This window comes from Pseudomonas sp. MYb118, assembly GCF_040947875.1.
Taxonomy (GTDB): Bacteria; Pseudomonadota; Gammaproteobacteria; order Pseudomonadales; family Pseudomonadaceae; genus Aquipseudomonas.
On the sequence record NZ_JBFRXN010000004.1, the window covers coordinates 733,820 to 754,783 of the forward strand.

22 protein-coding genes are annotated in these 20,964 nt (G+C 63.8%); 13 read left to right on the top strand and 9 right to left on the bottom strand.

The window, feature by feature from the left end; translation table 11 throughout:
• Window positions 1-47 precede the first annotated feature (47 nt).
• A complete protein-coding gene (locus ABVN20_RS29405; RefSeq protein ID WP_368559293.1) occupies window positions 48-287 on the bottom strand; it encodes a DUF2789 domain-containing protein in 240 nt (79 codons plus the stop codon).
• Between the two features lie 107 nt (window positions 288-394).
• The gene (locus ABVN20_RS29410; RefSeq protein WP_368559294.1) at window positions 395-631 is read right to left on the bottom strand and encodes a hypothetical protein; all 237 of its coding nucleotides are present in this window, start codon (window positions 629-631) and stop codon (window positions 395-397) included.
• A 433-nt stretch (window positions 632-1,064) separates the two neighbouring features.
• On the opposite strand from ABVN20_RS29410, the gene ABVN20_RS29415 reads away from it, so the two are divergent.
• From ABVN20_RS29415 to ABVN20_RS29430, 4 genes are all read left to right on the top strand, one after another.
• Window positions 1,065-1,514 (top strand): hypothetical protein, encoded by a 450-nt coding sequence (locus ABVN20_RS29415; RefSeq protein ID WP_368559295.1) that lies wholly within the window; start codon window positions 1,065-1,067, stop codon window positions 1,512-1,514.
• The gene (locus ABVN20_RS29420; RefSeq protein ID WP_368559296.1) at window positions 1,511-1,708 is read left to right on the top strand and encodes a hypothetical protein; all 198 of its coding nucleotides are present in this window, start codon (window positions 1,511-1,513) and stop codon (window positions 1,706-1,708) included. Before ABVN20_RS29415 ends, ABVN20_RS29420 begins: the two co-directional genes overlap by 4 nt.
• A 117-nt stretch (window positions 1,709-1,825) precedes the next feature.
• Window positions 1,826-2,851, top strand: coding sequence for an ABC transporter substrate-binding protein (locus ABVN20_RS29425; RefSeq protein ID WP_368559297.1), 1,026 nt, complete (start codon window positions 1,826-1,828; stop codon window positions 2,849-2,851).
• A gap of 208 nt (window positions 2,852-3,059) precedes the next feature.
• Complete coding sequence (locus ABVN20_RS29430) at window positions 3,060-3,497, top strand: DUF3995 domain-containing protein (RefSeq protein WP_368559298.1); 438 nt, start codon at window positions 3,060-3,062, stop codon at window positions 3,495-3,497.
• A 708-nt stretch (window positions 3,498-4,205) separates the two neighbouring features.
• Here ABVN20_RS29430 and ABVN20_RS29435 read toward each other — a convergent pair.
• From ABVN20_RS29435 to ABVN20_RS29465, 7 genes are all read right to left on the bottom strand, one after another.
• The gene (locus ABVN20_RS29435) at window positions 4,206-4,568 is read right to left on the bottom strand and encodes a Na+/H+ antiporter subunit G (RefSeq protein WP_368559299.1); all 363 of its coding nucleotides are present in this window, start codon (window positions 4,566-4,568) and stop codon (window positions 4,206-4,208) included.
• A complete protein-coding gene (locus tag ABVN20_RS29440; RefSeq protein ID WP_368559301.1) occupies window positions 4,565-4,843 on the bottom strand; it encodes a K+/H+ antiporter subunit F in 279 nt (92 codons plus the stop codon). Before ABVN20_RS29440 ends, ABVN20_RS29435 begins: the two co-directional genes overlap by 4 nt.
• Window positions 4,840-5,328 carry a Na+/H+ antiporter subunit E gene (locus ABVN20_RS29445; RefSeq protein WP_368559303.1) on the bottom strand — a complete coding sequence of 163 codons (489 nt, stop codon included), beginning with the start codon at window positions 5,326-5,328 and terminating at the stop codon, window positions 4,840-4,842. The genes ABVN20_RS29440 and ABVN20_RS29445 overlap by 4 nt, the downstream gene beginning before the upstream one ends.
• Window positions 5,325-7,010: a monovalent cation/H+ antiporter subunit D gene (locus ABVN20_RS29450; RefSeq protein ID WP_368559305.1), complete on the bottom strand. Its 1,686-nt coding sequence runs from the start codon at window positions 7,008-7,010 to the stop codon at window positions 5,325-5,327. Before ABVN20_RS29450 ends, ABVN20_RS29445 begins: the two co-directional genes overlap by 4 nt.
• Window positions 7,007-7,351: a Na+/H+ antiporter subunit C gene (locus tag ABVN20_RS29455; RefSeq protein ID WP_007986256.1), complete on the bottom strand. Its 345-nt coding sequence runs from the start codon at window positions 7,349-7,351 to the stop codon at window positions 7,007-7,009. The genes ABVN20_RS29450 and ABVN20_RS29455 overlap by 4 nt, the downstream gene beginning before the upstream one ends.
• Complete coding sequence (locus ABVN20_RS29460) at window positions 7,351-10,269, bottom strand: monovalent cation/H+ antiporter subunit A (RefSeq protein ID WP_368559306.1); 2,919 nt, start codon at window positions 10,267-10,269, stop codon at window positions 7,351-7,353. The genes ABVN20_RS29455 and ABVN20_RS29460 overlap by 1 nt, the downstream gene beginning before the upstream one ends.
• A gap of 254 nt (window positions 10,270-10,523) precedes the next feature.
• Window positions 10,524-11,555: a DMT family transporter gene (locus ABVN20_RS29465; RefSeq protein WP_368559307.1), complete on the bottom strand. Its 1,032-nt coding sequence runs from the start codon at window positions 11,553-11,555 to the stop codon at window positions 10,524-10,526.
• Between ABVN20_RS29465 and ABVN20_RS29470 the strand changes: the two genes are divergently transcribed.
• The 9 genes from ABVN20_RS29470 (at window position 11,550) to ABVN20_RS29510 (ending at window position 20,964) form a co-directional block, all read left to right on the top strand.
• The gene (locus ABVN20_RS29470) at window positions 11,550-12,113 is read left to right on the top strand and encodes a helix-turn-helix domain-containing protein (protein WP_368559308.1); all 564 of its coding nucleotides are present in this window, start codon (window positions 11,550-11,552) and stop codon (window positions 12,111-12,113) included. The genes ABVN20_RS29465 and ABVN20_RS29470 overlap by 6 nt on opposite strands.
• Before the next feature lie 156 nt (window positions 12,114-12,269).
• A complete protein-coding gene (locus ABVN20_RS29475) occupies window positions 12,270-13,472 on the top strand; it encodes an SfnB family sulfur acquisition oxidoreductase (protein ID WP_368559309.1) in 1,203 nt (400 codons plus the stop codon).
• Window positions 13,473-13,482: 10 nt separating this feature from the next.
• Window positions 13,483-13,917, top strand: a complete 435-nt coding sequence (locus ABVN20_RS29480; protein ID WP_368559310.1) for an acyl-CoA dehydrogenase — start codon at window positions 13,483-13,485, stop codon at window positions 13,915-13,917.
• Window positions 13,917-15,335, top strand: coding sequence for an LLM class flavin-dependent oxidoreductase (locus ABVN20_RS29485; protein WP_368559311.1), 1,419 nt, complete (start codon window positions 13,917-13,919; stop codon window positions 15,333-15,335). Before ABVN20_RS29480 ends, ABVN20_RS29485 begins: the two co-directional genes overlap by 1 nt.
• 647 nt (window positions 15,336-15,982) lie before the next feature.
• Entirely contained in the window at window positions 15,983-16,882 is a 900-nt protein-coding gene (locus ABVN20_RS29490) for an AMP-binding protein (protein ID WP_368559312.1), read from the top strand.
• Complete coding sequence (locus ABVN20_RS29495) at window positions 16,879-17,655, top strand: ABC transporter ATP-binding protein (RefSeq protein ID WP_368559314.1); 777 nt, start codon at window positions 16,879-16,881, stop codon at window positions 17,653-17,655. Before ABVN20_RS29490 ends, ABVN20_RS29495 begins: the two co-directional genes overlap by 4 nt.
• Window positions 17,655-18,536, top strand: a complete 882-nt coding sequence (locus tag ABVN20_RS29500) for a branched-chain amino acid ABC transporter permease (protein WP_368559315.1) — start codon at window positions 17,655-17,657, stop codon at window positions 18,534-18,536. Before ABVN20_RS29495 ends, ABVN20_RS29500 begins: the two co-directional genes overlap by 1 nt.
• Window positions 18,537-18,539: 3 nt before the next feature.
• Window positions 18,540-19,589: a branched-chain amino acid ABC transporter permease gene (locus ABVN20_RS29505; protein WP_368559316.1), complete on the top strand. Its 1,050-nt coding sequence runs from the start codon at window positions 18,540-18,542 to the stop codon at window positions 19,587-19,589.
• Between the two features lie 34 nt (window positions 19,590-19,623).
• On the top strand, window positions 19,624-20,964 hold the full coding sequence (locus tag ABVN20_RS29510) for an ABC transporter substrate-binding protein (protein WP_368559317.1): 1,341 nt from the start codon (window positions 19,624-19,626) through the stop codon (window positions 20,962-20,964).

Here is a 20,964-nt window from a genome sequence, read left to right on the forward strand (position 1 = left end):
TCGCGACGGTTCGACGCCTCGACATGCTCGCTCCTACAGAGATCACATTACCGGGCTTGATGCATTCGCAGGTTGAGTTCGTCGACCACCCGCGCCCAGTCGGCGTCTACGCGCAGTTGTTCCTTGAGGAAAGCGGCTTGCTGCGGTGTCCAGAAGTCGGCGTCGATGAGTTTGACATCATCGGGCAGCGGCGAATGGCTGGCGATGAAGCCGTCGATGGCTCGTTCGCTGGAGTCCAGGCCCAGTTGATCGAACAGGCCGGTGAGGTCATGGGTGGGTGAGTCCATCGTTATCTCCTTGCTGATCGCTCGGTTGCAAAGTGGAAAGTGCAGCTGCATGACATCTGAGGCAGCCGCGCTTCAGGAGTTCGAAACGATCTGCCGGCTCAGGGATCTCACGTGTCGGATTCAAGTGCCCGGGCGAGCGCACAGGCTTCATTGTGATTACTGCGGAAACCTCTGACGTGTCCCGTCGAAATCTCCTTGATATGGAAGAAGGCATTACCGGCCAGTACCACCTGGAATCGCGGTGAAGCAGGCTCGTCCCCAGGGAACTCAGGGGGCAGGAACAGCGCGGAGTGCAGTGTCGATGGGTCTCGGGTGTGCGCTACGAAGTGTGTCAGGGTGCACATATGAAGTCCTTTTCATGGGTTTGCCGACGTGTGTACGGCGTTATGGCTGGTCTCGGTGAGCGTCGCTGCTCTAGAATCACGGTCACCGATGGGTGATTGACGATTATCTAAAGCAATTTTTTGCAGGCGATATGTCGGAAAAGTGCTTTTCTTGCAGCGTTTTTTCCCTAAGGTTAGTAATCCCGTTTTTCTTTCAATCAGAAGGGCGATTTCCTTCAGCTTCTGATGAATACCTGGCAAGACGACGCGAGTGGCCTTCCATTAGTCTTTTCACCGCTCGCGATGAATGAGCCTTTACTCGTTTTCGGACTTCGCCTGGATCCTTTGGCTACGACTTTCGGCATTGCCGCTTTTTTCTGCTGTGCGCTGTCCTGGTGTGTGCAGCATCATTTTCAAATGTGGGGATGTGTCCTTGGCAGTAAGTAATCTCGATATGCATGCTTTATTCGTGCTGGGTGACCTGCGCGCGAAGTTGGTTAAACAGTTCCAGTCACGTTTCGTCTACATCACTGAACAGAACGCTGAAGGCATCTACGTCGCCGAGCTCGATACCGAATCGGCGCTGGTGGTGGATGACAAGCCCGGCCTGAAGCTCAAGGTCGGCGATCATTTCAGCGCTTCGGTGCTGCCCAGCCGCGAAGGCGGCAAGCTGGAAATCAGGTTTCGCGAAATCAAACTGACCGTCTATGGCATTGGCGACTACGCCTTCGTGACCACCGCCGACGGGGAAGGCATCGTGTTCAGGGAAGGTCACAGCGCGGTCACCGTGTTTGCCGCCCATCAACAGCTTCAGGAAGGTCTGACCAAGACCCTCAAGGCCGTGACGGCCAAGGCCGCCAAGTGGCGCAAGGGTGAGCTGGTGACGTTCAAGGCCAGCGAGTGAGCCGCGCCGAGTTCCACGAACAGCATCTGGCCGACGCCCAGGCCGAGGCGCTTCGGCTGTTCGAGCAGAAGGCCGTGTTGCAGGGCGCCTGGCTCGGTTGGGTGGCGTCGCAGATCTACACGCTGCGCCCGGCGGAGTACGCGAGCATGGTCAGGCGAGAGCTGGCACGTTTGCAGGAAACTTCCGAAAATTAGCCCGTCCCCCTCGAAAGCAGGAACCTCTACTACAGTCAGTTGACTGAGTACTTTGAGGCTCGCGGTCTTTTATCAGGCCATCCTGCTATTGCTGTGAACAGCACGAGGTGCAAAAGCATGAACGGATTTCGACGGTTACTGGCTGCTGGCCTGGTCACTGTGGCGGCTACTTGCGGTCTGGTTTCGTCCCCTGCGGTATCTGCGGCACAGGCGCCGATCCACTTCGCCGATCTGAACTGGGAGAGCGGCAGCCTGATCACCGACATCCTGCGGGTCATCGTCGAGAAAGGCTACGGCCTGCCGACCGATACGCTGCCGGGCACTACCATCACCCTGGAAACCGCGCTGGCCAACAACGACATTCAGGTCATCGGCGAAGAGTGGGCCGGGCGCAGCCCGGTATGGGTCAAGGCCGAGGCCGAAGGCAAGGTGGTCAGCCTCGGCGATACGGTCAAGGGCGCGACCGAAGGCTGGTGGGTGCCGGAGTACGTGATCAAGGGCGACCCGGCGAAGGGCATCAAGCCCATGGCGCCGGACCTGCGCAGCGTCACTGACCTGCCCAAGTACAAAGGCGTGTTCAGCGACCCGGAAGCCCCCGGCAAGGGCCGCTTCCTCAACAGCCCGATCGGCTGGACGTCCGAGGTGGTGAACAAACAGAAGCTCAAGGCCTATGGCCTGGAAGACAGCTACACCAACTTCCGCAGCGGCTCGGGGGCGGCGCTGGATGCCGAGATCAGTTCGTCGATCCGTCGCGGCAAGCCGGTGCTGTTCTATTACTGGTCGCCAACGCCATTACTCGGACGCTTCAAGCTGATCCAGCTGGAAGAGCCCCCATTCGACGCCGAGGCCTGGAAAACCCTGACCGACGCCGACAACCCCAATCCGAAACCCACCCGTTCGCTGGCTTCGAAGCTGTCGATTGGCGTGTCAACGCCGTTCCAGAAACAGTACCCGCAGATTGCCGAGTTCTTCAGCAAGGTCGATTTCCCCATCGACCCGTTGAACAAGGCCCTGGCCGACATGAGCGAAAAACACACCCCGCCACGCCAGGCAGCGCAGGAGTTCATGAAGGCCCACCCCGAGGTGTGGCAGGCCTGGGTGCCGAAGGAGGTGGCGGACAAGGTGGTGGCTGGCCTTCAATGATGTGCTGATCCACAGCAAAAGCTCGCGAGCAGGCTCGCTCCCACAAAGGATCTCTTCAACACTGGAGATCCCCTGTGGGAGCGAGCCTGCTCGCGAGCTTTTGCTTTTAACATCCCCCAAAAATCCAACCCTGCGCCGAGCGGTCATGCACATCGAAAAATGCCAACTAGGATGATTCTGTCCAAATCTCTTTCAAGGATCTTCAACCATGACCCTTGCGTTGGCTCAATGGCTGGTGACGATATTTGCAGTGATCAGTTTGGTACATGTGTATTGGGGGCTGGGTGGCGAGTGGGCGATGTTGGCCGTTGTTCCCCAGGTTCCGGAGGAGGGCAGCCGTCGCTTGCGGCCGGCCTTCAAGCCGCAAGGCTGGGTGACCCTGCTGGTGGCCGCCGCTCTGCTGATGATCGCTTTGCTGGTGTGTATGCGGGTGGGCTGGTGGGTGCCGCTGGTGCATCATCGGTCGTTGCAGTGGGTGATCAGCGCCATCGCCATTCTGCTGTTCGCCCGGGCGATCGGTGATTCTGAGTTGGTGGGGTTCTTCAAGGAAATCAAGGATTCGAAATTCGCCCGGCTCGATACCTGGGTGTATTCGCCCTTGTGTGTGGGGCTGGGTTCAGGGCTGTTGGCAGTGGCCTGGGTCTGAGGCCAATCCCTGTAGGAGCGAGCTTGCTCGCGATGGACGTCGGGGCACCGCGGGGTATCAGGCTGCCTGCGTTATCGTTGACCACCATCGCGAGTAAACTCGCTCCTACAGGTACGATGGGGTTCCTGTGGGAGCGAGCCTGCTCGCGATGGCGGTCTTACGGTGTACATATCCGGTGCTGCGGCCACGGCCGCGTAAGGTTCCGCCCTTACGGCGGGTGACTCTGTGGGAGCGGGCTTGCCCGCGATGGCGGCCTTACGGGTGTACATATCCGTTTCTGCGGTAACGGCCGCTCAAGGTTCCGCCCTTACGGCGGGTGACTTTGGGGCTCTGTAGGAGCGAGCTTGCTCGCGATGGCGGCCTTCCGGTGTACATATCCGTTTCTGCGATAACGGCTGCTTAAGGTTCCGCCCTTACGGCGGGTTACTTTGTCGCGCCAAAGTAACCAAAACGCCCCGCCCCTGACGTACGGCCCTTCGCTGGCGCTCCGGGTTCCCTCGCTCCGGTCCTGCTCCGTGGGCCCGCCGCCATCGGCCATCCTTGGCCGAGGGCGGCTAACCCGGCATCCTTGCCGGGTTGCCCACTGCGCAGAACCTCCACTCGGCCTGCCGACGGGGCAATCTGTGGCGCCTGTGGGATCGCGGTTCTGTTTCTGTTCTGTTTCTGTAGGAGCGAGCTCGCTCCTACAGGGATCGGGGCGGCGGGAATTCAACCCCCGGTTTCTGTCCTGCGGCTACTCACCTCAGCCGGCACATCATCCCCTGCCATGCGCTTGCGAAACAGTGCCACCCGCGCCAGCAGCAGGGTGGTGACGGGTACGGTGATTGCGAGCAGGATTGGAATCAGCCAGGCATGCAGCACGGGCCCGGATTTGAGTGCCGAGAAGTAGATGATCGACGCCAGTGCGACGAACCACGCGCCCAGGGTTGAGGCCAGGGCCGGTGGGTGCATGCGTTGGAAGTAATCTTTCATTCGCACCAGGCCCACGGCGCCGATCAGGGCAAACACGCCGCTGAGCACCAGCAGGATCGCCACTGGGATTTCCACCCATAGAGACAGTTCAGCGTTCATTCGATCACCTCGCCACGCAGGAGGAATTTGGCCAGGGCAAACGAGCCGACGAAGCCGAACAGTGCGATCAGCAGCGCTGCTTCGAAGTAGGTGTCACTGGCATAACGAATTCCCAGGGTGAGCATCATCAGCATCGCGGTGATGTACAGGTAATCCAGCGCCAGTACCCGGTCCTGGGCCGAGGGGCCCTTGAACAGGCGGGTCAGGGTCAGGACCATCGCCAGGGAAAACAGGAACAGGCTCAAGAGAATCGCATTGGACAGCAATGCACTCATTCGAAGATCTCCATCAAGGGCTGCTCGTAGGTAGTCTTGAAATGCTCGATGAACAGCGCTTCGTCATCCAAGTCGAACACGTGCAGCAGCAGGATGCTGCGATCCAGCGCCAGTTCCGACCAGACGGTGCCGGGCACCACGGTGCAGATCATCGCCAGCGCCGCCAGGCCGTTGGCGTCGCGCAAGTCCAGCGGCACCTTGATGAAACCTGAGCGCGGCGCGCGGCGGCCCATGGTCAAGACGCCCCAGGCGACCAGCAGGTTGGAGATCAGCACGTCGCGCCCGACGATCAGGAACAGGCGCAGGATCACCCCGGGTTTGCGGATACGGATCGGCAGTGGCCGCAGCTTGCGCATCATCAGCGGCGCGCAGAACCCCAGGGCCGCGCCCAGCAGCAGGTTGCCGGGGCTGATCGACAGGTTCAGCACCAGCCACAACAACCACAACGCCAGCGACAGCCAGGGTGCCGGAAACAGACGACTCATGGTTGCACCTCCGCGACCGCTGACTGGGCTTCGGGGCTGGGCACCGCGCGGGTGCCGAGCACCGCCATCACGTATTGCTGCGGATGGTTCAGCGCCTCGGCAGCGGCCTGGGTGTAGCGCATCAGTGGTTCAGCCTTGAAGGTCAGGGCAATGCTCAGGCCCAGCAGGGCGATGATCGGGATGCACTCGAAGCGGCGCAGCAGGGGCGAGGGGCGTTCCTCGGGGCTCCAGAAGCGCTGCACGCCGAGGCGCGAGAACGCGATCAGCGACGCCAGCCCGGACAGGATCAGCAACACCAGCAAGGCCCACGCGGCGCCAGACACCGGCGCATCACTGGCCTGGCCCAGGCCCTGCGGATTGAGCAGCGCACTGAGCAACCCCAGCTTGCCGATGAACCCGGACAGCGGCGGCATGCCGATGATCAGCAGCGCGCAGGCGATGAAGCTCAGGCCCAGGAACGCCATGGTCCAGGGGATCACCTGGCCGACCACGGCTTTCTGCTCGTCGTCGAGGTTGATGCCCTTGGGCGGTTGCAGCGATTCCATCGGCCGCGGCATCAGCTCGTCGCCGTCGTCCAGCGGCATTTCATTGGCTGAGCGCGACCGCTCGATCAACTCGGCGAGCAAGAACAGCGCGCTCAACGCCAGGGTCGAGCTGACCAGGTAGAACAACGCGGCGGCGATCAGGCTCGGTTGGCCAAAGCCGATGGCTGCCAGCAGGATGCCGGCCGACACCAGGATGCTCAGGCTGGCCATGCGCTCCAGGCGTTGCGCGGCGATGATCGCCACGCCCGCGCAGACGATGCTCGCCATGCCGCCGTAGATCAGCCAGTCGCCACCGAAGTAGGCCGACGCACCGGCCTGACCGGAGAACAGCAGGGTCCACAGGCGCAGCAGGGTGTAGACGCCGACCTTGGTCATGATCGCGAACATCGCCGCCACTGGCGCGCTCGCCGAGGAATAGGCCGGCACCAGCCAGAAGTTCAGCGGCCACATGCCGGCCTTGGCCAGGAAAGCCACCGCGAGGATCGCTGCGCCTGCATGCAACAGGCCTCGGTCGGCCTCCGGCACCAGCGGGATCTTCAGCGCCAGGTCAGCCATGTTCAGGGTGCCGGTGACGCCGTAGATCAGGGCCGCGCCAATCAGGAACAGCGACGAGGCCAGCAGGTTGATCGAGATGTAATGCAGCCCCGACGACACCCGCGCCCGCCCCGAGCCGTGCAGCAGCAGGCCGTAGGAAGCGGCCAGCAGCACCTCGAAGAACACGAACAGGTTGAACAGGTCGGCGGTCAGGAAGGCGCCATACAGGCCCATCAACTGGATCTGGAACAGCGCGTGGAAGCTCGAACCGGCACGGTCCCAGCGCGCCAGGGCGAAGATCAGCGCGCTGACGCCGATGATCCCGGTCAGTACCAGCATCAGCGCCGACAGGCGATCGACCACCAGCACGATGCCGAACGGCGCCTGCCAGTTGCCCGGCAGGTACACGCCGATGGAGCCGGGTACGCCGGTGGTTTGCGTCCATTGCAGCAACAGCACGGAAATGCCCAGGCCCAACAGGCTGGAGAACAGGTTGATGCGTGCCTTCAATGGCCGGTGTTTTTCCCCCAGCATCAGCATGATCGCCGCCGTCAGCAGCGGCAGCAGGATCGGCGCGGCGATCAGGTGCGTCATCACATTCATTCTTTAGGCTCCCGGCCATCCACATGGTCGGTGCCGGTCAGGCCGCGCGACGCCAGCAGCACCACGAGGAACAGCGCGGTCATGGCGAAGCTGATGACGATGGCGGTGAGGACCAGCGCCTGGGGCAACGGGTCGGTGTAGTGCAGCAGGTCCTGGGGCACGCCGTCCTTGATGATCGGTTCCTTGCCGATGAACAGGCTGCCCATGCTGAAGATGAACAGGTTGACCCCGTAGGACAGCAGGCACAGGCCCATCACCACCTGAAACGTCCGCGGCCGCAGGATCAGCCAGACGCCGGACGCGGCCAGGACGCCGATGGCGATTGCGATGACTTCTTCCATCAGACGGCTCCTTTGCTGGCGACGGATCTGGGCAGGGCCGCGGTCTTGTGGCCGCGGACCGATTGGTGGGCGAGGGCGGTGAGGATCAACAGGGTCGAGCCGACCACCACCGAGTACACGCCTATGTCGAAGAACAACGCGCTGGCCAGGTGCAGGTCACCCAGCAGCGGCAGCGAGAAGTGCCAGGTGTGGGTGGTCAGGAACGGGTAACCCACCGCCATCGCGCCCAGGCCCGTGACCGTGGCGAACAGCAGCCCGGTGCCCATCCAGCGCAGTGGCCGCAGGCTCATTTGCGCCTCGACCCACTGGGTGCCGGCGACCATGTATTGCAGGATGAACGCCACCGACATCACCAGCCCCGCGACGAAGCCGCCGCCGGGTTGGTTGTGGCCGCGCATGAACAGGTAGATCGACACCACGAAGGCAATCGGCAGCAGCAGGCGCACCAGCACCGCCGGCACCATCATGAAGCCCAGCGCGGTGTCGCTGGCCTGGCGCGGGTTGACCAGGTCGGTGACCACGTCGGGTGCCAGCAGGCGTTGCTGGGTCGGCAATTGCAGGCTTTCCTTCGGCGGGCGGAAGCGGCGCAGCAGGGCGAACACGGTCAGTGCCACGGCCACCAGCACGGTGATCTCACCCAGGGTATCGAAGCCACGGAAGTCCACCAGCATGACGTTGACCACGTTGCTGCCGCCGCCTTCGGGCAGGGCGCGGCTGAGGTAGAACGACGAGATATCGTTGGGCGTCTGCCGGGTCAGCATCGCGTAGGACAGCAGCGCCATGCCGCCACCGACGACGATCGACAGCAACAGGTCGCGCAGACGGCGGATGCGCGCATTGCGCAGGCTGCTCGGCAGCGGCGACACCTCTTCGATCCGGCGCGGCAGCCAGCGCAGGCCCAGCAGGATCAGCACCGTGGTCACCACTTCGACCACCAGTTGCGTAAGGGCCAGGTCCGGGGCAGAGAACCAGACGAAGGTGATGCAGGTCATCAGCCCGCAGACGCTGACCATGGTCAGGGCCGCCAGCCGGTGATACTTGGCCTGCCACGCCGCGCCCAGGGCACAGGCGATCGCCAGTAGCCACAGGGTGACGAAGACGATGGAGCCGGGAATCTTCGGCCGGTCGCCCCAGCTCAGGTGGCTGTGCAGCATCGGGATCAGCCCGGCCAGCACGGCGGCGAGCACCATCAGGAACAATTGGCTTTGCAGGCGCTTGGTGCTGATCCGTCGTTCCAGGCGGCGGGCCAGGCGCATCATCACCACCAGGCTGCGCTCGAACAGGCGCTTGCCGTTGAACCGGCCCACAATCGGCGGGTATTTGAAGCGCCCGTGGCGGAACTGGTTACGCAGCAGCAGGTACAGCACCACACCGCCGGACATGGCGATCAGGCTCATGATCATCGGCGCGTTCAGGCCGTGCCAGATCGCCAGACTGTATTCGGGCAGGGTGCCGCCGACCACCGGCAGGGCGGCGGCCGCGAGGATCGAGCCGACCACCTGGGCCGGGAAGATCCCCACGATCAGGCAGGTGAACACCAGCAGTTCCACCGGCGCACGCATCCAGCGCGGCGGCTCGTGCGGGGTGTGCGGCAGGTCGGTGGCGGTGGGGCCGAAGAACACATCGACGGTGAAGCGCAGCGAGTAGGCGACGCTGAACATCCCGGCGATGGTGGCCACGATCGGCAGTGTCATCTCGACCCAGGCGGTGGCGTTGATGAACACGGTTTCGGCGAAGAACATTTCCTTGGACAGGAAGCCGTTGAGCAGCGGCACGCCGGCCATCGAGGCGCTGGCGACCATGGCCAGGGTGGCGGTGAACGGGATCAGGCGGAACAGGCCGCTGAGCTTGCGGATGTCGCGGGTGCCGCTTTCGTGGTCGACGATGCCGGCGGCCATGAACAGCGAGGCCTTGAAGGTGGCGTGGTTGAGAATGTGGAACACTGCGGCCACGGCGGCCAGCGGGCTGTTGAGGCCCAGCAGCAGGGTGATCAGGCCCAGGTGGCTGATGGTCGAGTAGGCCAGCAGGCCCTTGAGGTCGTTCTGGAACATCGCGCAGTAGGCGCCGAGCAGCAGGGTGGCGGCGCCGGCCCCGCTGACGATGTAGAACCATTCTTCACTGCCCGACAGCGATGGCCACAGCCGTGCCAGCAGGAACACCCCGGCCTTGACCATGGTCGCCGAGTGCAGGTAGGCCGAGACCGGCGTGGGCGCCGCCATGGCGTGGGGCAGCCAGAAGTGGAAGGGGAACTGCGCGCTTTTGCTCAGGGCGCCGATGAGGATCAGGGGAAGCAAGATGGGGTAGAGGGCATGGGCACGAATCAGATCGCCGGCGGCCAGGACCTTGTCCAAGTCATAGCTGCCGACGACATGGCCGAGCAGCATCACCCCCGCCAGCAGGCACAAACCTCCGGCACCGGTGACCATCAACGCCATGTAGGCGCCGCGCCGGGCATCAGCGCGGTGGTGCCAGTAGCCGATCAACAGGAACGAGAAGAGGCTGGTCAGCTCCCAGAAGAACACGATCTGAATCAGGTTGCCGGAGATCACCAGGCCGAGCATGGCGCCCATGAACGCCAGGAAAAAGGCGAAGAAACGCGGCACCGGGTCTTGCGGCGACATGTAGTAACGGGCGTACAGCGACACCAGCGTGCCGATGCCCAGCACCAGCATCGAGAACAGCCAGGCGAACCCGTCCATGCGCAGGACGAAGTTCAGGCCCAGGCTGGGCAACCAGAGGAATTCTTCGCGAATGACCCCGCCGTCGGCGATCTGCGGGTACAGGAGCGCGACCTGGATCGTGCCGACCAGGGCCACGAGGCCCGCGAGCAACGATTCGGTATTACGCGCGTTGTGCGGCAGCACGGCTGCCAGACAACTGCCGACAAAGGGCAGAAGCAGTAGAACTATCAGGGACATAGGCTTCTAATCTGCGGAGATTTGTGAAGCATCATACGTGCCAGTTCCCGGATCGCCAAACGCCAAGCTGTGGCAGAATCCTACAAAGTAGTAGGAAAAGTCAGGGTTCGCATTGTTTCAGGGGGGATGTGTGGGGCAGGTCTGGCCTCATCGCGAGCAGGCTCGCTCCCACAGGGGTTTTGTGAACACTGGAAACCCAATGTGGGAAATCCAATGTGGGAGCGAGCCTGCTCGCGATGGCTGACTATCAGGCGTTAAAGATCCTGAGGGTTCACCCCCGGCTCAACCTCATCCACCACCCCAGCTTTCCCCTTGGTCTTCAGTTCACTGACAATCACCGCCGCCACAATCAACCCCGCCCCCAGCAGTGCAATCGCCGGCAACCGCTCCCCGGCGATGCGCCCGACGATCCCGGCCCATACCGGTTCGCCGGCATAGATGAGCGTGGCCCGGGTCGGCGAGACGCTCTTCTGCGCCCAGTTCATCGCCACCTGGATAGCCGCGCTGGCGGCGCCCAGCCCGAGGGCGCTGCCCAGCAGGAACCAGGAGAAGTCCGGAATCGCCTCATGGGTCGGCACCACCATCAGGAACGACAGCACCGAGGTGGTCGCCAGTTGCACCACGGTCACCCGGCGCACATCGACCTGGCCGGCGTAGGTGCTGATCAGGATGATTTCCGCAGCGATCGCGATGGCGCTGATCAGCGTGGCGATTTCCCCGGCGCTGAAATGGAACGACGCCCCCGCCGGCCCCGACAGCAGCATCAACCCGGTAAACGCCAGCATGATGCCGATGCTCGGCATCAACCCTGGCCGGCGGCCCAGCACCAGCCATTGCAGCAGTGGTACAAAAGGCACGTACAGCGCGGTGATAAACGCCGACTGGCTGCTGGGGATGGTTTGCAGGCCCACGGTCTGCAAGCCGTAGCCGAGCATGATCGCCACGCCGATGAACGCGCCGGCCTTGAGTTCGAACAGGGTCAGCTCGCGCAGGTGACGCCAGGAGAACAACGCCACGATGGAAGCCGCCGCGGCAAAGCGCAGGCCGACGAAAAACATCGGACCGCTGACGGTCATGGCATGTTGCACCAGCAAGAAAGTGCCGCCCCAGACCATGGTGATCAGCACCAGCACGCACTCGGCCTTGCTCAGCTTGAGGAAACGGGAGGAGGGTGGGGAGGTGTTCAACGACGTCATAATCTTGCACGCTATAAAAGTGCGACGCACAATGCGCCGAATGTTGCGCAGTATACTGCCCAACCCCACCAAGTGAGCAATATAGTGCACAAAGATTCTCCGCAACGGGCCTCGGTCCTGCAGCACGTCAGTTTGAACGTCCGACGTTTGCGCCATGCCGCCGACATGAGCCAGACCGCGCTGGCGGAAAAATCCGGGGTCAGCCGGCGCATGCTGGTGGCCATCGAGGCCGGCGAGAAGAACGTCAGCCTGACCACCCTCGACCGGGTGGCCGAAGCGCTGGACGTGGCGTTCAGCGACCTGATCCAGGCCCCCGACGTGCGCGATCACAGCCGTATCAACGAAGTGGCGTGGGCCGGGGCGATCCCCGGCAGTAAGGCGGTGTTGCTGTCCAAGGCCACCGCCACCCGCGAAGTCGAGCAGTGGGAGTGGTGCCTGCAACCGGGGGAAATCTACCCCTCGCTGCCGGACGCCGATGGCTGGAGCGAGCAGATCTACGTGTTCGAAGGCTGCCTGACCCTGATGCTCGGTGACACCCCACATCAGATCGCCGCCGGCGAGTTCTACATGTTCGCCAGCAACCAGCCCCATGCCTATCGCAACGAAGGTGACGTGGCGGCGCGGTTCGTGCGCAACGTGGTGATCTAACTGTTGGCTGGCCAACATCGAACGGACACTTTGCTGGTTTGCTTCCCCTCTTGTTTCTCAGGTTTTAAGCGCAAGCTATTGAAATAGAACAGATTTAAATTCAGGCACGACTCCTGCAATTGTCCTGGTGCATTCACCGGAACCTGGAGTCGGCCCATGACAGCCCCTGCCCAACCCCCTCGCACTGCCCATGTGATCCGCTCGGATGCGGAGGCGATTGCCGTCGCGCACAAGCTCGCCGCGCGCTTTGCCGTCGAGGCCAGCGTGCGTGATCGCGAACGGCGTTTGCCGGTCGCCGAGCTCGACGAGTTTTCCGCCAGCGGCCTGTGGGGCATCACCGTGCCCAAGGCCTACGGTGGCGCCGGCGTGTCCTACGTGACCGTCGCCGAAGTGATCAAGATCATCTCGGCCGCCGATTCGTCCCTGGGCCAGATCCCGCAGAACCACCTCGGCGTGCTCGACATCCTGGTGCAAACCGCCACCGAGGAGCAGAAGCGCTACTACTTCGCCAAGGTGTTGCAGGGTTACCGCTTCGGCAACGCCTTCTCGGAAGCCAAGAGCAAGAACGCCGGGGCCTTCGAGACCCGTATCCGCTTTGACGGCGACACCGCGCAGATCGACGGCGAGAAGTTCTACTGCACCGGCGCGTTGTTCGCCCACATCGTGCCGGCCGTGGCGGTCAACGAACAGAACCAGGCCTTCATCGCCTTCATCGAGCGCGATAACCCAGGGCTGAGCGTGATCGACAGCTGGGACGGTTTCGGCCAGCGCACTACCGCCAGTGGCGGCGTGAACCTGAACGCGGTGCAGGTGCCGCTCAGCGCGGTGATCCCGGCGCACAAGGCGTTCGATGAACCCACCGCCGATGGCCCGATCTCGCAGATCATCCAGGCGGCGGTGGACACCGGCATCGCCGTCGGCGCGCTGGAGGACACCAAGCGCTATGCCCGCGAATCGCGGCCGTGGATCGACAGCGGCCACGATCATGGCTGGCAGGACCCGTTCACCATCGCCGCGATTGGCGACCTGGAATGGCGGGTCCACGGCACCGAAGCGATCCTGCGCAAGGCCGGCCAGGCCATCGACGCGGCCTTGCTTGATCCCAACGAGGACAGCGTCGCCCACGCCTCGGTGGTGGTCGCCCAGGCCAAGGTGCTCTCGGCGGAAATTGCCCTGCTTGCCAGCAGCAAGCTGTTCGAACTGGCCGGCACCCGCTCGGTGCTCGGCAAGCACAACCTCGACCGGCACTGGCGCAACGCCCGCACCCACACCCTGCACGATCCGGCGCGCTGGAAATTCCACCTGATCGGCAACTACCTGCTCAACGGCGTCAAGCCTGCGCGCCACGCCTGGAACTGAGGAGCTCATGATGAATGCCTTGACCCAACCGGTTGTCGCCAGGCTGTCCCTGGCCAGCAGCCAACATGATCTGCACCACGCCCGCAGCCTGCTCGATTCGGCGCTGGGCTTCGTTCGCCAGCAGGCCGCGACTGCGCAGGACCCGTACGTCATCAGCCGCGTTGGCGACGTGCAGATCCGCATCGAGGTGGCCGCCGCCTTGCTCGAACGTGCCGAGGGCCTGCTCGACAGTGAAAAGGACGCCACCGAAATCAGCGTCGCGCTGGCCGAATCCGACCTGGCCAGCGCCGAGGCCCTGGCCACGGCCAGTGATGCCGAATTCGAACTGACCGGGCGCCGCACGGTGCTGTCCGGTTCGCTGCACGATCCGCTGCGCTGGAAGCGCCACCTGATCGGCAACTTCCGCCTCAACGGCATCCACCCGTCTGCACAGGAAGCCGTTTAATGGCTCGTGAAATTCGTCTCAACGCCTTCGACATGAACTGCGTCGGTCACCAGTCCCCGGGTTTGTGGGCGCATCCGCGCGATCGTTCGTGGCAGTACAAGGACCTGGAGTACTGGACCGACCTGGCGAAAATTCTCGAGCGCGGCAAGTTCGATGGCCTGTTTATCGCCGACGTGCTGGGCATCTACGACGTCTATAACGGCAACGGTGACGCGGCGATCCGCCAGGCCGCGCAGGTGCCGGTCAACGATCCGCTGCAACTGATCCCGCCGATGGCGCTGGTGACCGAGCATTTGGGGTTTGGCCTGACTGCCTCGCTGTCGTTCGAACATCCGTATCCGTTCGCCCGCCGGCTATCGACCCTGGACCATTTGACCAAGGGCCGCGCGGGCTGGAACATCGTCACCTCGTACCTGGAAAGCGGCGCGAAGAACCTCGGCCAGAAAGCCCAGACCGAGCACGATGCCCGCTACGACTATGCCGAGGAGTACCTGGAGGTTTGCTACAAACTCTGGGAAGGCAGTTGGGAAGAGGGCGCGATCCTGCGCGATCGTGAGCGGCGGATTTTCAGCGACCCGAGCAAGATCCACGAGATTCGCCACCACGGCAAACACTTCCAGGTGCCGGGCATTCACCTGTGCGAACCGTCGCCGCAGCGCACGCCTGTGTTGTACCAGGCCGGTGCATCCAGCCGCGGCAAGCAGTTCGCCGCCGAACATGCCGAATGCGTGTTCGTCGCGGCGCCGTCGAAGGTGCTGCTGAAGAAAACCGTCGCCGACATCCGCCGCCGTGCCGCCGAGGCCGGGCGCGATCCGTCGAAGATCCTGATTTTCAACCTGCAGACGGTGATCCTCGGCGAGACCGACGCCAAGGCCAAGGCCAAGTTCGAGGAGTACAAAAGCTGGGTCAGCTATGAAGGCGCGATGGCGTTGATCTCGGGCTGGACCGGGATTGACTTCAGCCGGTTCAAGCCTGATGAACCGCTCAAGCATGTGCACACCAATGCGATCCAGTCGGCGGTGGAAGCCTTCTCCACGGCGGACCCGAACAAGGTCTGGACGCCCCATGAACTGGCTGATTGGGTGGGCATCGGCGGCTTCGGCCCGCTGTTCGTCGGCAGCCCCGAAACCGTGGCCGACCTGCTCCAGGAGTGGGTGGACGAGACTGATGTCGACGGCTTCAACCTGGCCTATGCGCTGACCCATGAAACCTTCATCGACGCCGTGGAACTGCTGGTGCCGGAGTTGCAGAAGCGCGGGGTGTACAAGACCGAATACACACCGGGAACCCTGCGCGAAAAACTCTTCAACCAAGGCCCCCGCCTGGCCCCCGGACACCCCGGCGCCGGCTACCGCGACCTCTGTAGGAGCGAGCATGCTCGCGATGAGGCCGGCACCTTCAACACAGATGTCGCCTGACCCGCCGCCATCGCGAGCAGGCTCGCTCCCACAGGGGGGCGGGGGTGAACACAAGATTGATGAGCACCAAAAATCCCCATGTGGGAGCGGGCTTGCTCGCGATGAGGCCAGCACATTCAACATTGATGTCGCCTGACCCACCGCCATCGCGAGCAGGCCCGCTCCCACAGGGGCCAGTGATGAACGCAGGATTGATGAACACCACAAATCCCCTGTAGGAGCGAGCTTGCTCGCGATGAGGCCAGCACATCCAACACCGATGTCGCCTGACCCGCCGCCATCGCGAGCAAGCTCGCTCCTACAGGGGGCCGTAGATGGATAAAGAATTGATGAACACCACAAATCCCCTTGTGGGAGCGGGCTTGCTCGCGATGAGGCCAGCACATCCAACACCGATGTCGCCTGACCCACCGCTATCGCGAGCAAGCCCGCTCCCACAGGGGCCGGTGGTGAACACAGGATTGATGAACACCACAAATCCCCTGTAGGAGCGAGCTTGCTCGCGATGAGGCCAGCACATCCAACACCGATGTCGCCTGACCCATCGCCATCGCGAGCAAGCTCGCTCCTACAGGGGTTGGTGGCAGACGAACAAACCCAGCCCAGCGGACCACCGCACGCTTTTGCCCATGTACAGGAGGTCATCCATGAGCGTGCACGAACTCAAGCGACCGCCGCTGGCGGATATCGCGCAATGGCGGGTCGATGTGCCCCAGGCGCTGGAGCAGTTGCGTCATTGGGCGCAGGTCAGCCCGTTGCAACCGGCGTTGCGCCACAAGCGCCACGGCCAGTGGTATGCCTGGCGCTGGATCGACGTGTTGCGCGACGTCGAGCGCCTGGCCGACGGTTTGCGCCAGCAGGGCTTCACCGAGCAATCGCGGCTGGCCGTCAGTGGCGCCTTCGAACCCAACCTGTTGCTGCTGACCCTGGCCGCGCAGCAGGCGGGCGGGCAGGTGCTGGCCATCGGCGATGACCTCGACGCCCAGGCCCTGCACCCGATCCTCTGGCAAAGCCAGCCGACCCACGCCTTCGTACCGCGCCGGCAAACCCGGCAACTGTGGCTCAACCACGGCCAAGCCGTGCTCGACTTCGCCGAACTGTTCGGCCCCAGCGAACCACCCCAGCGCCTGCGCACCAGCCGCACACAGGCGCAATGGTGGAGCGAGGAGGGCACGCAATGGCAGGGCGGCCTCACCGTGCTGCTCGCGCAATGGCTGGGCAGTGGCCAAGCCGTGGCTTTCCCGGAAAGCCCCGGCAGCGCCAGCCGCGACCGCCGTGAAGTCGCCCCCTCGGGGCTGCTGCTGTCGGCCGAACGCCTGCAACGGCTGGCCGAGGAAATTGACAGCCGCCTCGCCGCGCCCGGCACCTGGCGTCGACGCCTGTGTGACTGGGCCATCGCCCGCCCGGAAAAGGGCCTGCAACGCCTGATCAAGCAACGGGTGCGGCGCCTGCTCGGCCTGCACCACCTGCACGACATCTGGCAAGCCCCGCGCACGCGGCCGGACAACCTCGCCCGGCTCAACGAATTCAAACGGGACATCGCATGACCTCGACCGACCTCATCCTGCAAGTGCGTGACATCTCGCTGTCCTTCAAGGGCGTCAAAGCCATCAACCAATTGTCGTTCGACGTGCGCCGTGGCGAGATCTGCGCACTGATCGGGCCCAACGGCGCGGGCAAGAGTTCGCTGCTCAACATCCTCAATGGCGTGTACCGCTTCGACGCCGGCGCCATCGTCTTCGAACAACACTCGTACAAGCGCATCGACCCGCTGCACGCCGCGCGCCAGGGCATCGGCCGCACGTTCCAGAACAACGCGCTGTTCAAGAAGATGAGCGTGATCGACAACCTGCTCACCGGCCTGTCGCGGCACCAGCGCAGCGGCTTTTTCCAGCAGGCGCTGAATCTGCCCCGGGCACGCCGCGAGGCTGCGGATTTTCGCCGACAGGCCCAGGGCATTCTCGAATTCCTCGAACTGCAGGCACACCGCGACGTGCCGGTGGGCAACCTGTCCTACGGCCTGCAAAAGCGCGTGGAACTGGGCCGTGCATTGATCGCCGGCCCCGGCCTGTTGTTGCTGGACGAACCCATGGCCGGGATGAACGCCGAGGAGAAACAGGACATGGCCCGTTTCATCGCCGACATCAACCGCGAGCTGGGCACCACGGTGGTGTTGATCGAGCACGACATGAGCGTGGTGATGGGCCTGTCCGACCACGTGGTGGTGCTCGATTACGGGCGCAAGGTCGGCGACGGCACACCGGCCCAGGTGCAGGCCAATCCCGAGGTGATCGCGGCGTATCTGGGAGTGGTGCACTGATGGCGTTCTTTCTCGAAACCCTGCTCGGCGGGCTGCTCGCCGGCACCATGTATTCGCTGGTTGCCATCGGCTTCGTGCTGATCTACAAGGCCAGCGGCGTGTTCAACTTCGCCCAGGGCGCGATGCTGCTGTTCGCCGCGCTGACCTTCGTCAGCCTGCACGACCAGGGCGTGCCGTTCGCCCTGGCGCTGCTGCTGACGGTGCTGGTGATGATCGTCGGCGCCTTGCTGATCGAGCGGCTGGTGTTGCGCCCGTTGGTCAACCGTTCGCAGATCACCCTGTTCATGGCCACGCTGGGGCTGTCGTTCATCATCGAAGGCCTGGCCCAGGGCCTGATGGGCTCGCAGGTGCGGGCGCTGGACCTGGGCATCGACGACGTGCCGGTGTTCATCGCCGGCATGATGGTCAGCCAGTTCGACCTGGTCGCCGCCGCAGCCGCCATCGTCCTGGTGACGGTGCTGGCGTTGCTGTTCAACAAGACCCGCATCGGCGTGTCGTTGCGCGCGGTGGCGGACGACACCACCGCCGCGCTGTCGATCGGCATCAACCTCAACCGCATCTGGCAGATCGTCTGGGCCGTGGCCGGGATCGTCGGGCTGGTGGCCGGGCTGCTCTGGGGTGCGCGCCAGGGCGTGCAGTTTTCCCTGTCGCTGGTGGTGCTCAAGGCCTTGCCGGTGTTGATCATCGGCGGCTTCACCTCGATTGGCGGGGCCATTGTCGGCGGCTTGATCGTCGGCGCGGCGGAGAACCTCGCCGAGGTCTACGTCGGCCCTTTGATCGGCGGCGGCATCACGCCGTGGTTCGCCTACGTGCTGGCCCTGGCCTTCCTCTACATCCGTCCCGCCGGCCTGTTCGGCGAGCGCGCCATCGAGCGAGTCTGAACCATGTCGATTTCCCTGACCCAAGAAACCGCCCCGGTGCTGCTGACCCAGCGCCGTGTGCCCTATGCCTTGATCGCGCTGCTGCTGATCGCTTTCGTGGTGGTGCCGCTGGCCGGCAACGACTATTGGCTCAACGCCATCCTGATCCCGTTCCTGGTGCTGTCGCTGGCGGGCCTGGGCCTCAACCTGCTCACCGGCTACACCGGCCAGACCTCGGTCGGTGCTGCGGGGTTCATGGCGGTGGGGGCGTTCGCCACCTATGGGTTCCTGCTGCGCCTGCCGGAACTGGGCCTGCCGGTGGCCTTGCTCGGCGGCGGGTTGATCAGCGCCGTGGTGGGCTTCGTCTTCGGCCTGCCCAGCTCGCGGATCAAGGGCTTCTACCTGATGGTCACCACCCTGGCGGCGCAGTTCTTCCTGGAGTGGTTGTTCGTCAAGTTTCCGTGGTTCTACAACTACGGCTCGTCCGGGACCATTTCCGCGCCGAAGCTGGCGCTGTGCGGCCATGACCTCAGCTCGCCGCTGGGCCGCTACCTGCTGACCCTGACCACAGTGCTGCTGTTGACCTGGGTGGCGCTGAACCTGGTGAAAAGCCAGATCGGCCGCAACTGGATGGCGATCCGCGACATGGACACCGCCGCGGCCGTGATCGGCATCCCGGTGGTGCGCTACAAGCACCTGGCGTTCGCGGTCAGCTCGTTTTACCTGGGCATCGCCGGGGCGCTGTGGGCCTTCGCCTACCTGGGCACCGGCAGTGCCAGCAGCTTCGACATCAATCGTTCGTTTCAGATCCTGTTCATCATCATTATCGGTGGCATGGGCAGCATCGCCGGCAACTTCGTCGGCGCCGCGTTCATCAGTCTCCTGCCGATCCTGCTCAGCCACGCCGGGCAGGCGCTGTTCGGCGGTGCGGTGGACGCCGGGCAATTGCAGAACCTGCAAAAAATCATCTTTGGCGCGCTGATCATCCTGTTCCTGATCAAGGAACCGGAAGGCCTGATTCGCCTGCTCGGCAACCTGCGCGAACGCCTCGGCCACTGGCCGCTGCGCTTCTGAATCTTCCCTGACCCCTGACTATTAGAGAGACACCATGCGTGCAACCTTGAAACGTTCCTTGCTCGGCGCCGCCCTGACGCTCGCGGTTTTTGCCAGTGCGGTACCGGTCGTCCAGGCCTCACCCGACCAGCAGTTCTTCCCCCTGGCCACCTACCGCGTCGGCGCCTACGCCTCCAGCGGCGTGCAGGTGTGGGCCGGGATGATCGACTACCTGAACTACATCAACGAAGTGGAAGGCGGGATCAACGGCGTGAAACTGGTCTGGCAGGAATGCGAGACCGAGTGGACGGCCGAGAAGGGCATCGAGTGCTACGAGCGCTTCAAGAAAGGCCTGGACGGCGCGCCCGTGGCGGTCTACCAACCCAACGGCGCCCCGGCGGCCTATGCCCTGAGCGAGCGCGCCGAGGTCGACAAGATCCCGCTGATCACCCTGGGCTACGGGCGCACCGAAGCCACCGACGGCACAGTGTTCCCCTACAACTTCCCGGTGATGCTGACCTTCTACAGCGAGGCGTCGAGCCTGATCAACTACATCGCCCAGCGCGAGGGCGGTTTCGACAAGCTCAAGGGCAAGAAGATCGCCACGGTCTACCACGACTCGGCCTACGGTCGGGAAACCCTTGGCCCGTTGAAACTGCTGGCGGAAAAATACGGCTTCGAGAACATCCAGATCCCGGTGGCCGACCCCGGCAACGAACAGTCGGCGCAATGGCGCCAGGTGCGCCAGCTCAACCCCGATTGGGTGTTCCTGCGCACCTGGGGCGTGTCGACCCCGGTGGCGGTCAAGACGGCGGCGCGTTTCGGCTTCCCGGTGGACCACATCGTCGGCGACATCTGGGCCAGCTCCAGCGAGGACGTGCTGCCGGCCGGCGCTGCCGCCAAGGGCTACCTGGCGCTGACGCCATACCCGGCGGGCAGCGATTTCGAGATCCACAAGCGCCTCAAGCAATACATCCTCGACAAGGGCAAGAGCGACCTCAAGGACCTGAAGAACTTCGGCAGCGTCTACTACAACTCCGGCCTGGTGAACGCGGCGGTGGCGGTGGAAGCGATCCGCACGGCCCAGGGCAAGTTCGGCAAGCGCCCGCTCAACGGTGAAGAAGGGCGCTGGGGCCTGGAGCACCTGAACATCGACGACGCCCGTCTCAAGGACATGGGCTACCTGGGCCTGATGCAGAATCTCAAGCTGTCATGCAAGGACCACGAAGGCGGCGGTTCGGCGCGGGTGCAGCAGTGGGACGGCGCCAACTGGACGTTGATCAGCGACTGGATCGCCGCCGACCGCGCCTTGCTGCGGCCGTTGATCGATGAAAAATCCGCGGCGTTCGCCAAGGAAAAGGGCCTGACGCCACGCACCTGCAACGGGGACGAATAG

Coding starts and splice junctions, on each gene's coding strand:
- ABVN20_RS29445 (WP_368559303.1), bottom strand. CDS start 5,328: ATGAGTCGTCTGTTTCCGGCACCCTGGCTGTCGCTGGCGTTGTGGTTG.
- ABVN20_RS29480 (WP_368559310.1), top strand. CDS start 13,483: ATGAATGCCTTGACCCAACCGGTTGTCGCCAGGCTGTCCCTGGCCAGC.
- ABVN20_RS29485 (WP_368559311.1), top strand. CDS start 13,917: ATGGCTCGTGAAATTCGTCTCAACGCCTTCGACATGAACTGCGTCGGT.
- ABVN20_RS29510 (WP_368559317.1), top strand. CDS start 19,624: ATGCGTGCAACCTTGAAACGTTCCTTGCTCGGCGCCGCCCTGACGCTC.
- ABVN20_RS29410 (WP_368559294.1), bottom strand. CDS start 631: ATGTGCACCCTGACACACTTCGTAGCGCACACCCGAGACCCATCGACA.
- ABVN20_RS29405 (WP_368559293.1), bottom strand. CDS start 287: ATGGACTCACCCACCCATGACCTCACCGGCCTGTTCGATCAACTGGGC.
- ABVN20_RS29425 (WP_368559297.1), top strand. CDS start 1,826: ATGAACGGATTTCGACGGTTACTGGCTGCTGGCCTGGTCACTGTGGCG.
- ABVN20_RS29435 (WP_368559299.1), bottom strand. CDS start 4,568: ATGAACGCTGAACTGTCTCTATGGGTGGAAATCCCAGTGGCGATCCTG.
- ABVN20_RS29455 (WP_007986256.1), bottom strand. CDS start 7,351: ATGGAAGAAGTCATCGCAATCGCCATCGGCGTCCTGGCCGCGTCCGGC.
- ABVN20_RS29440 (WP_368559301.1), bottom strand. CDS start 4,843: ATGAGTGCATTGCTGTCCAATGCGATTCTCTTGAGCCTGTTCCTGTTT.
- ABVN20_RS29495 (WP_368559314.1), top strand. CDS start 16,879: ATGACCTCGACCGACCTCATCCTGCAAGTGCGTGACATCTCGCTGTCC.
- ABVN20_RS29460 (WP_368559306.1), bottom strand. CDS start 10,269: ATGTCCCTGATAGTTCTACTGCTTCTGCCCTTTGTCGGCAGTTGTCTG.
- ABVN20_RS29450 (WP_368559305.1), bottom strand. CDS start 7,010: ATGAATGTGATGACGCACCTGATCGCCGCGCCGATCCTGCTGCCGCTG.
- ABVN20_RS29430 (WP_368559298.1), top strand. CDS start 3,060: ATGACCCTTGCGTTGGCTCAATGGCTGGTGACGATATTTGCAGTGATC.
- ABVN20_RS29505 (WP_368559316.1), top strand. CDS start 18,540: ATGTCGATTTCCCTGACCCAAGAAACCGCCCCGGTGCTGCTGACCCAG.
- ABVN20_RS29490 (WP_368559312.1), top strand. CDS start 15,983: ATGAGCGTGCACGAACTCAAGCGACCGCCGCTGGCGGATATCGCGCAA.
- ABVN20_RS29475 (WP_368559309.1), top strand. CDS start 12,270: ATGACAGCCCCTGCCCAACCCCCTCGCACTGCCCATGTGATCCGCTCG.
- ABVN20_RS29415 (WP_368559295.1), top strand. CDS start 1,065: ATGCATGCTTTATTCGTGCTGGGTGACCTGCGCGCGAAGTTGGTTAAA.
- ABVN20_RS29500 (WP_368559315.1), top strand. CDS start 17,655: ATGGCGTTCTTTCTCGAAACCCTGCTCGGCGGGCTGCTCGCCGGCACC.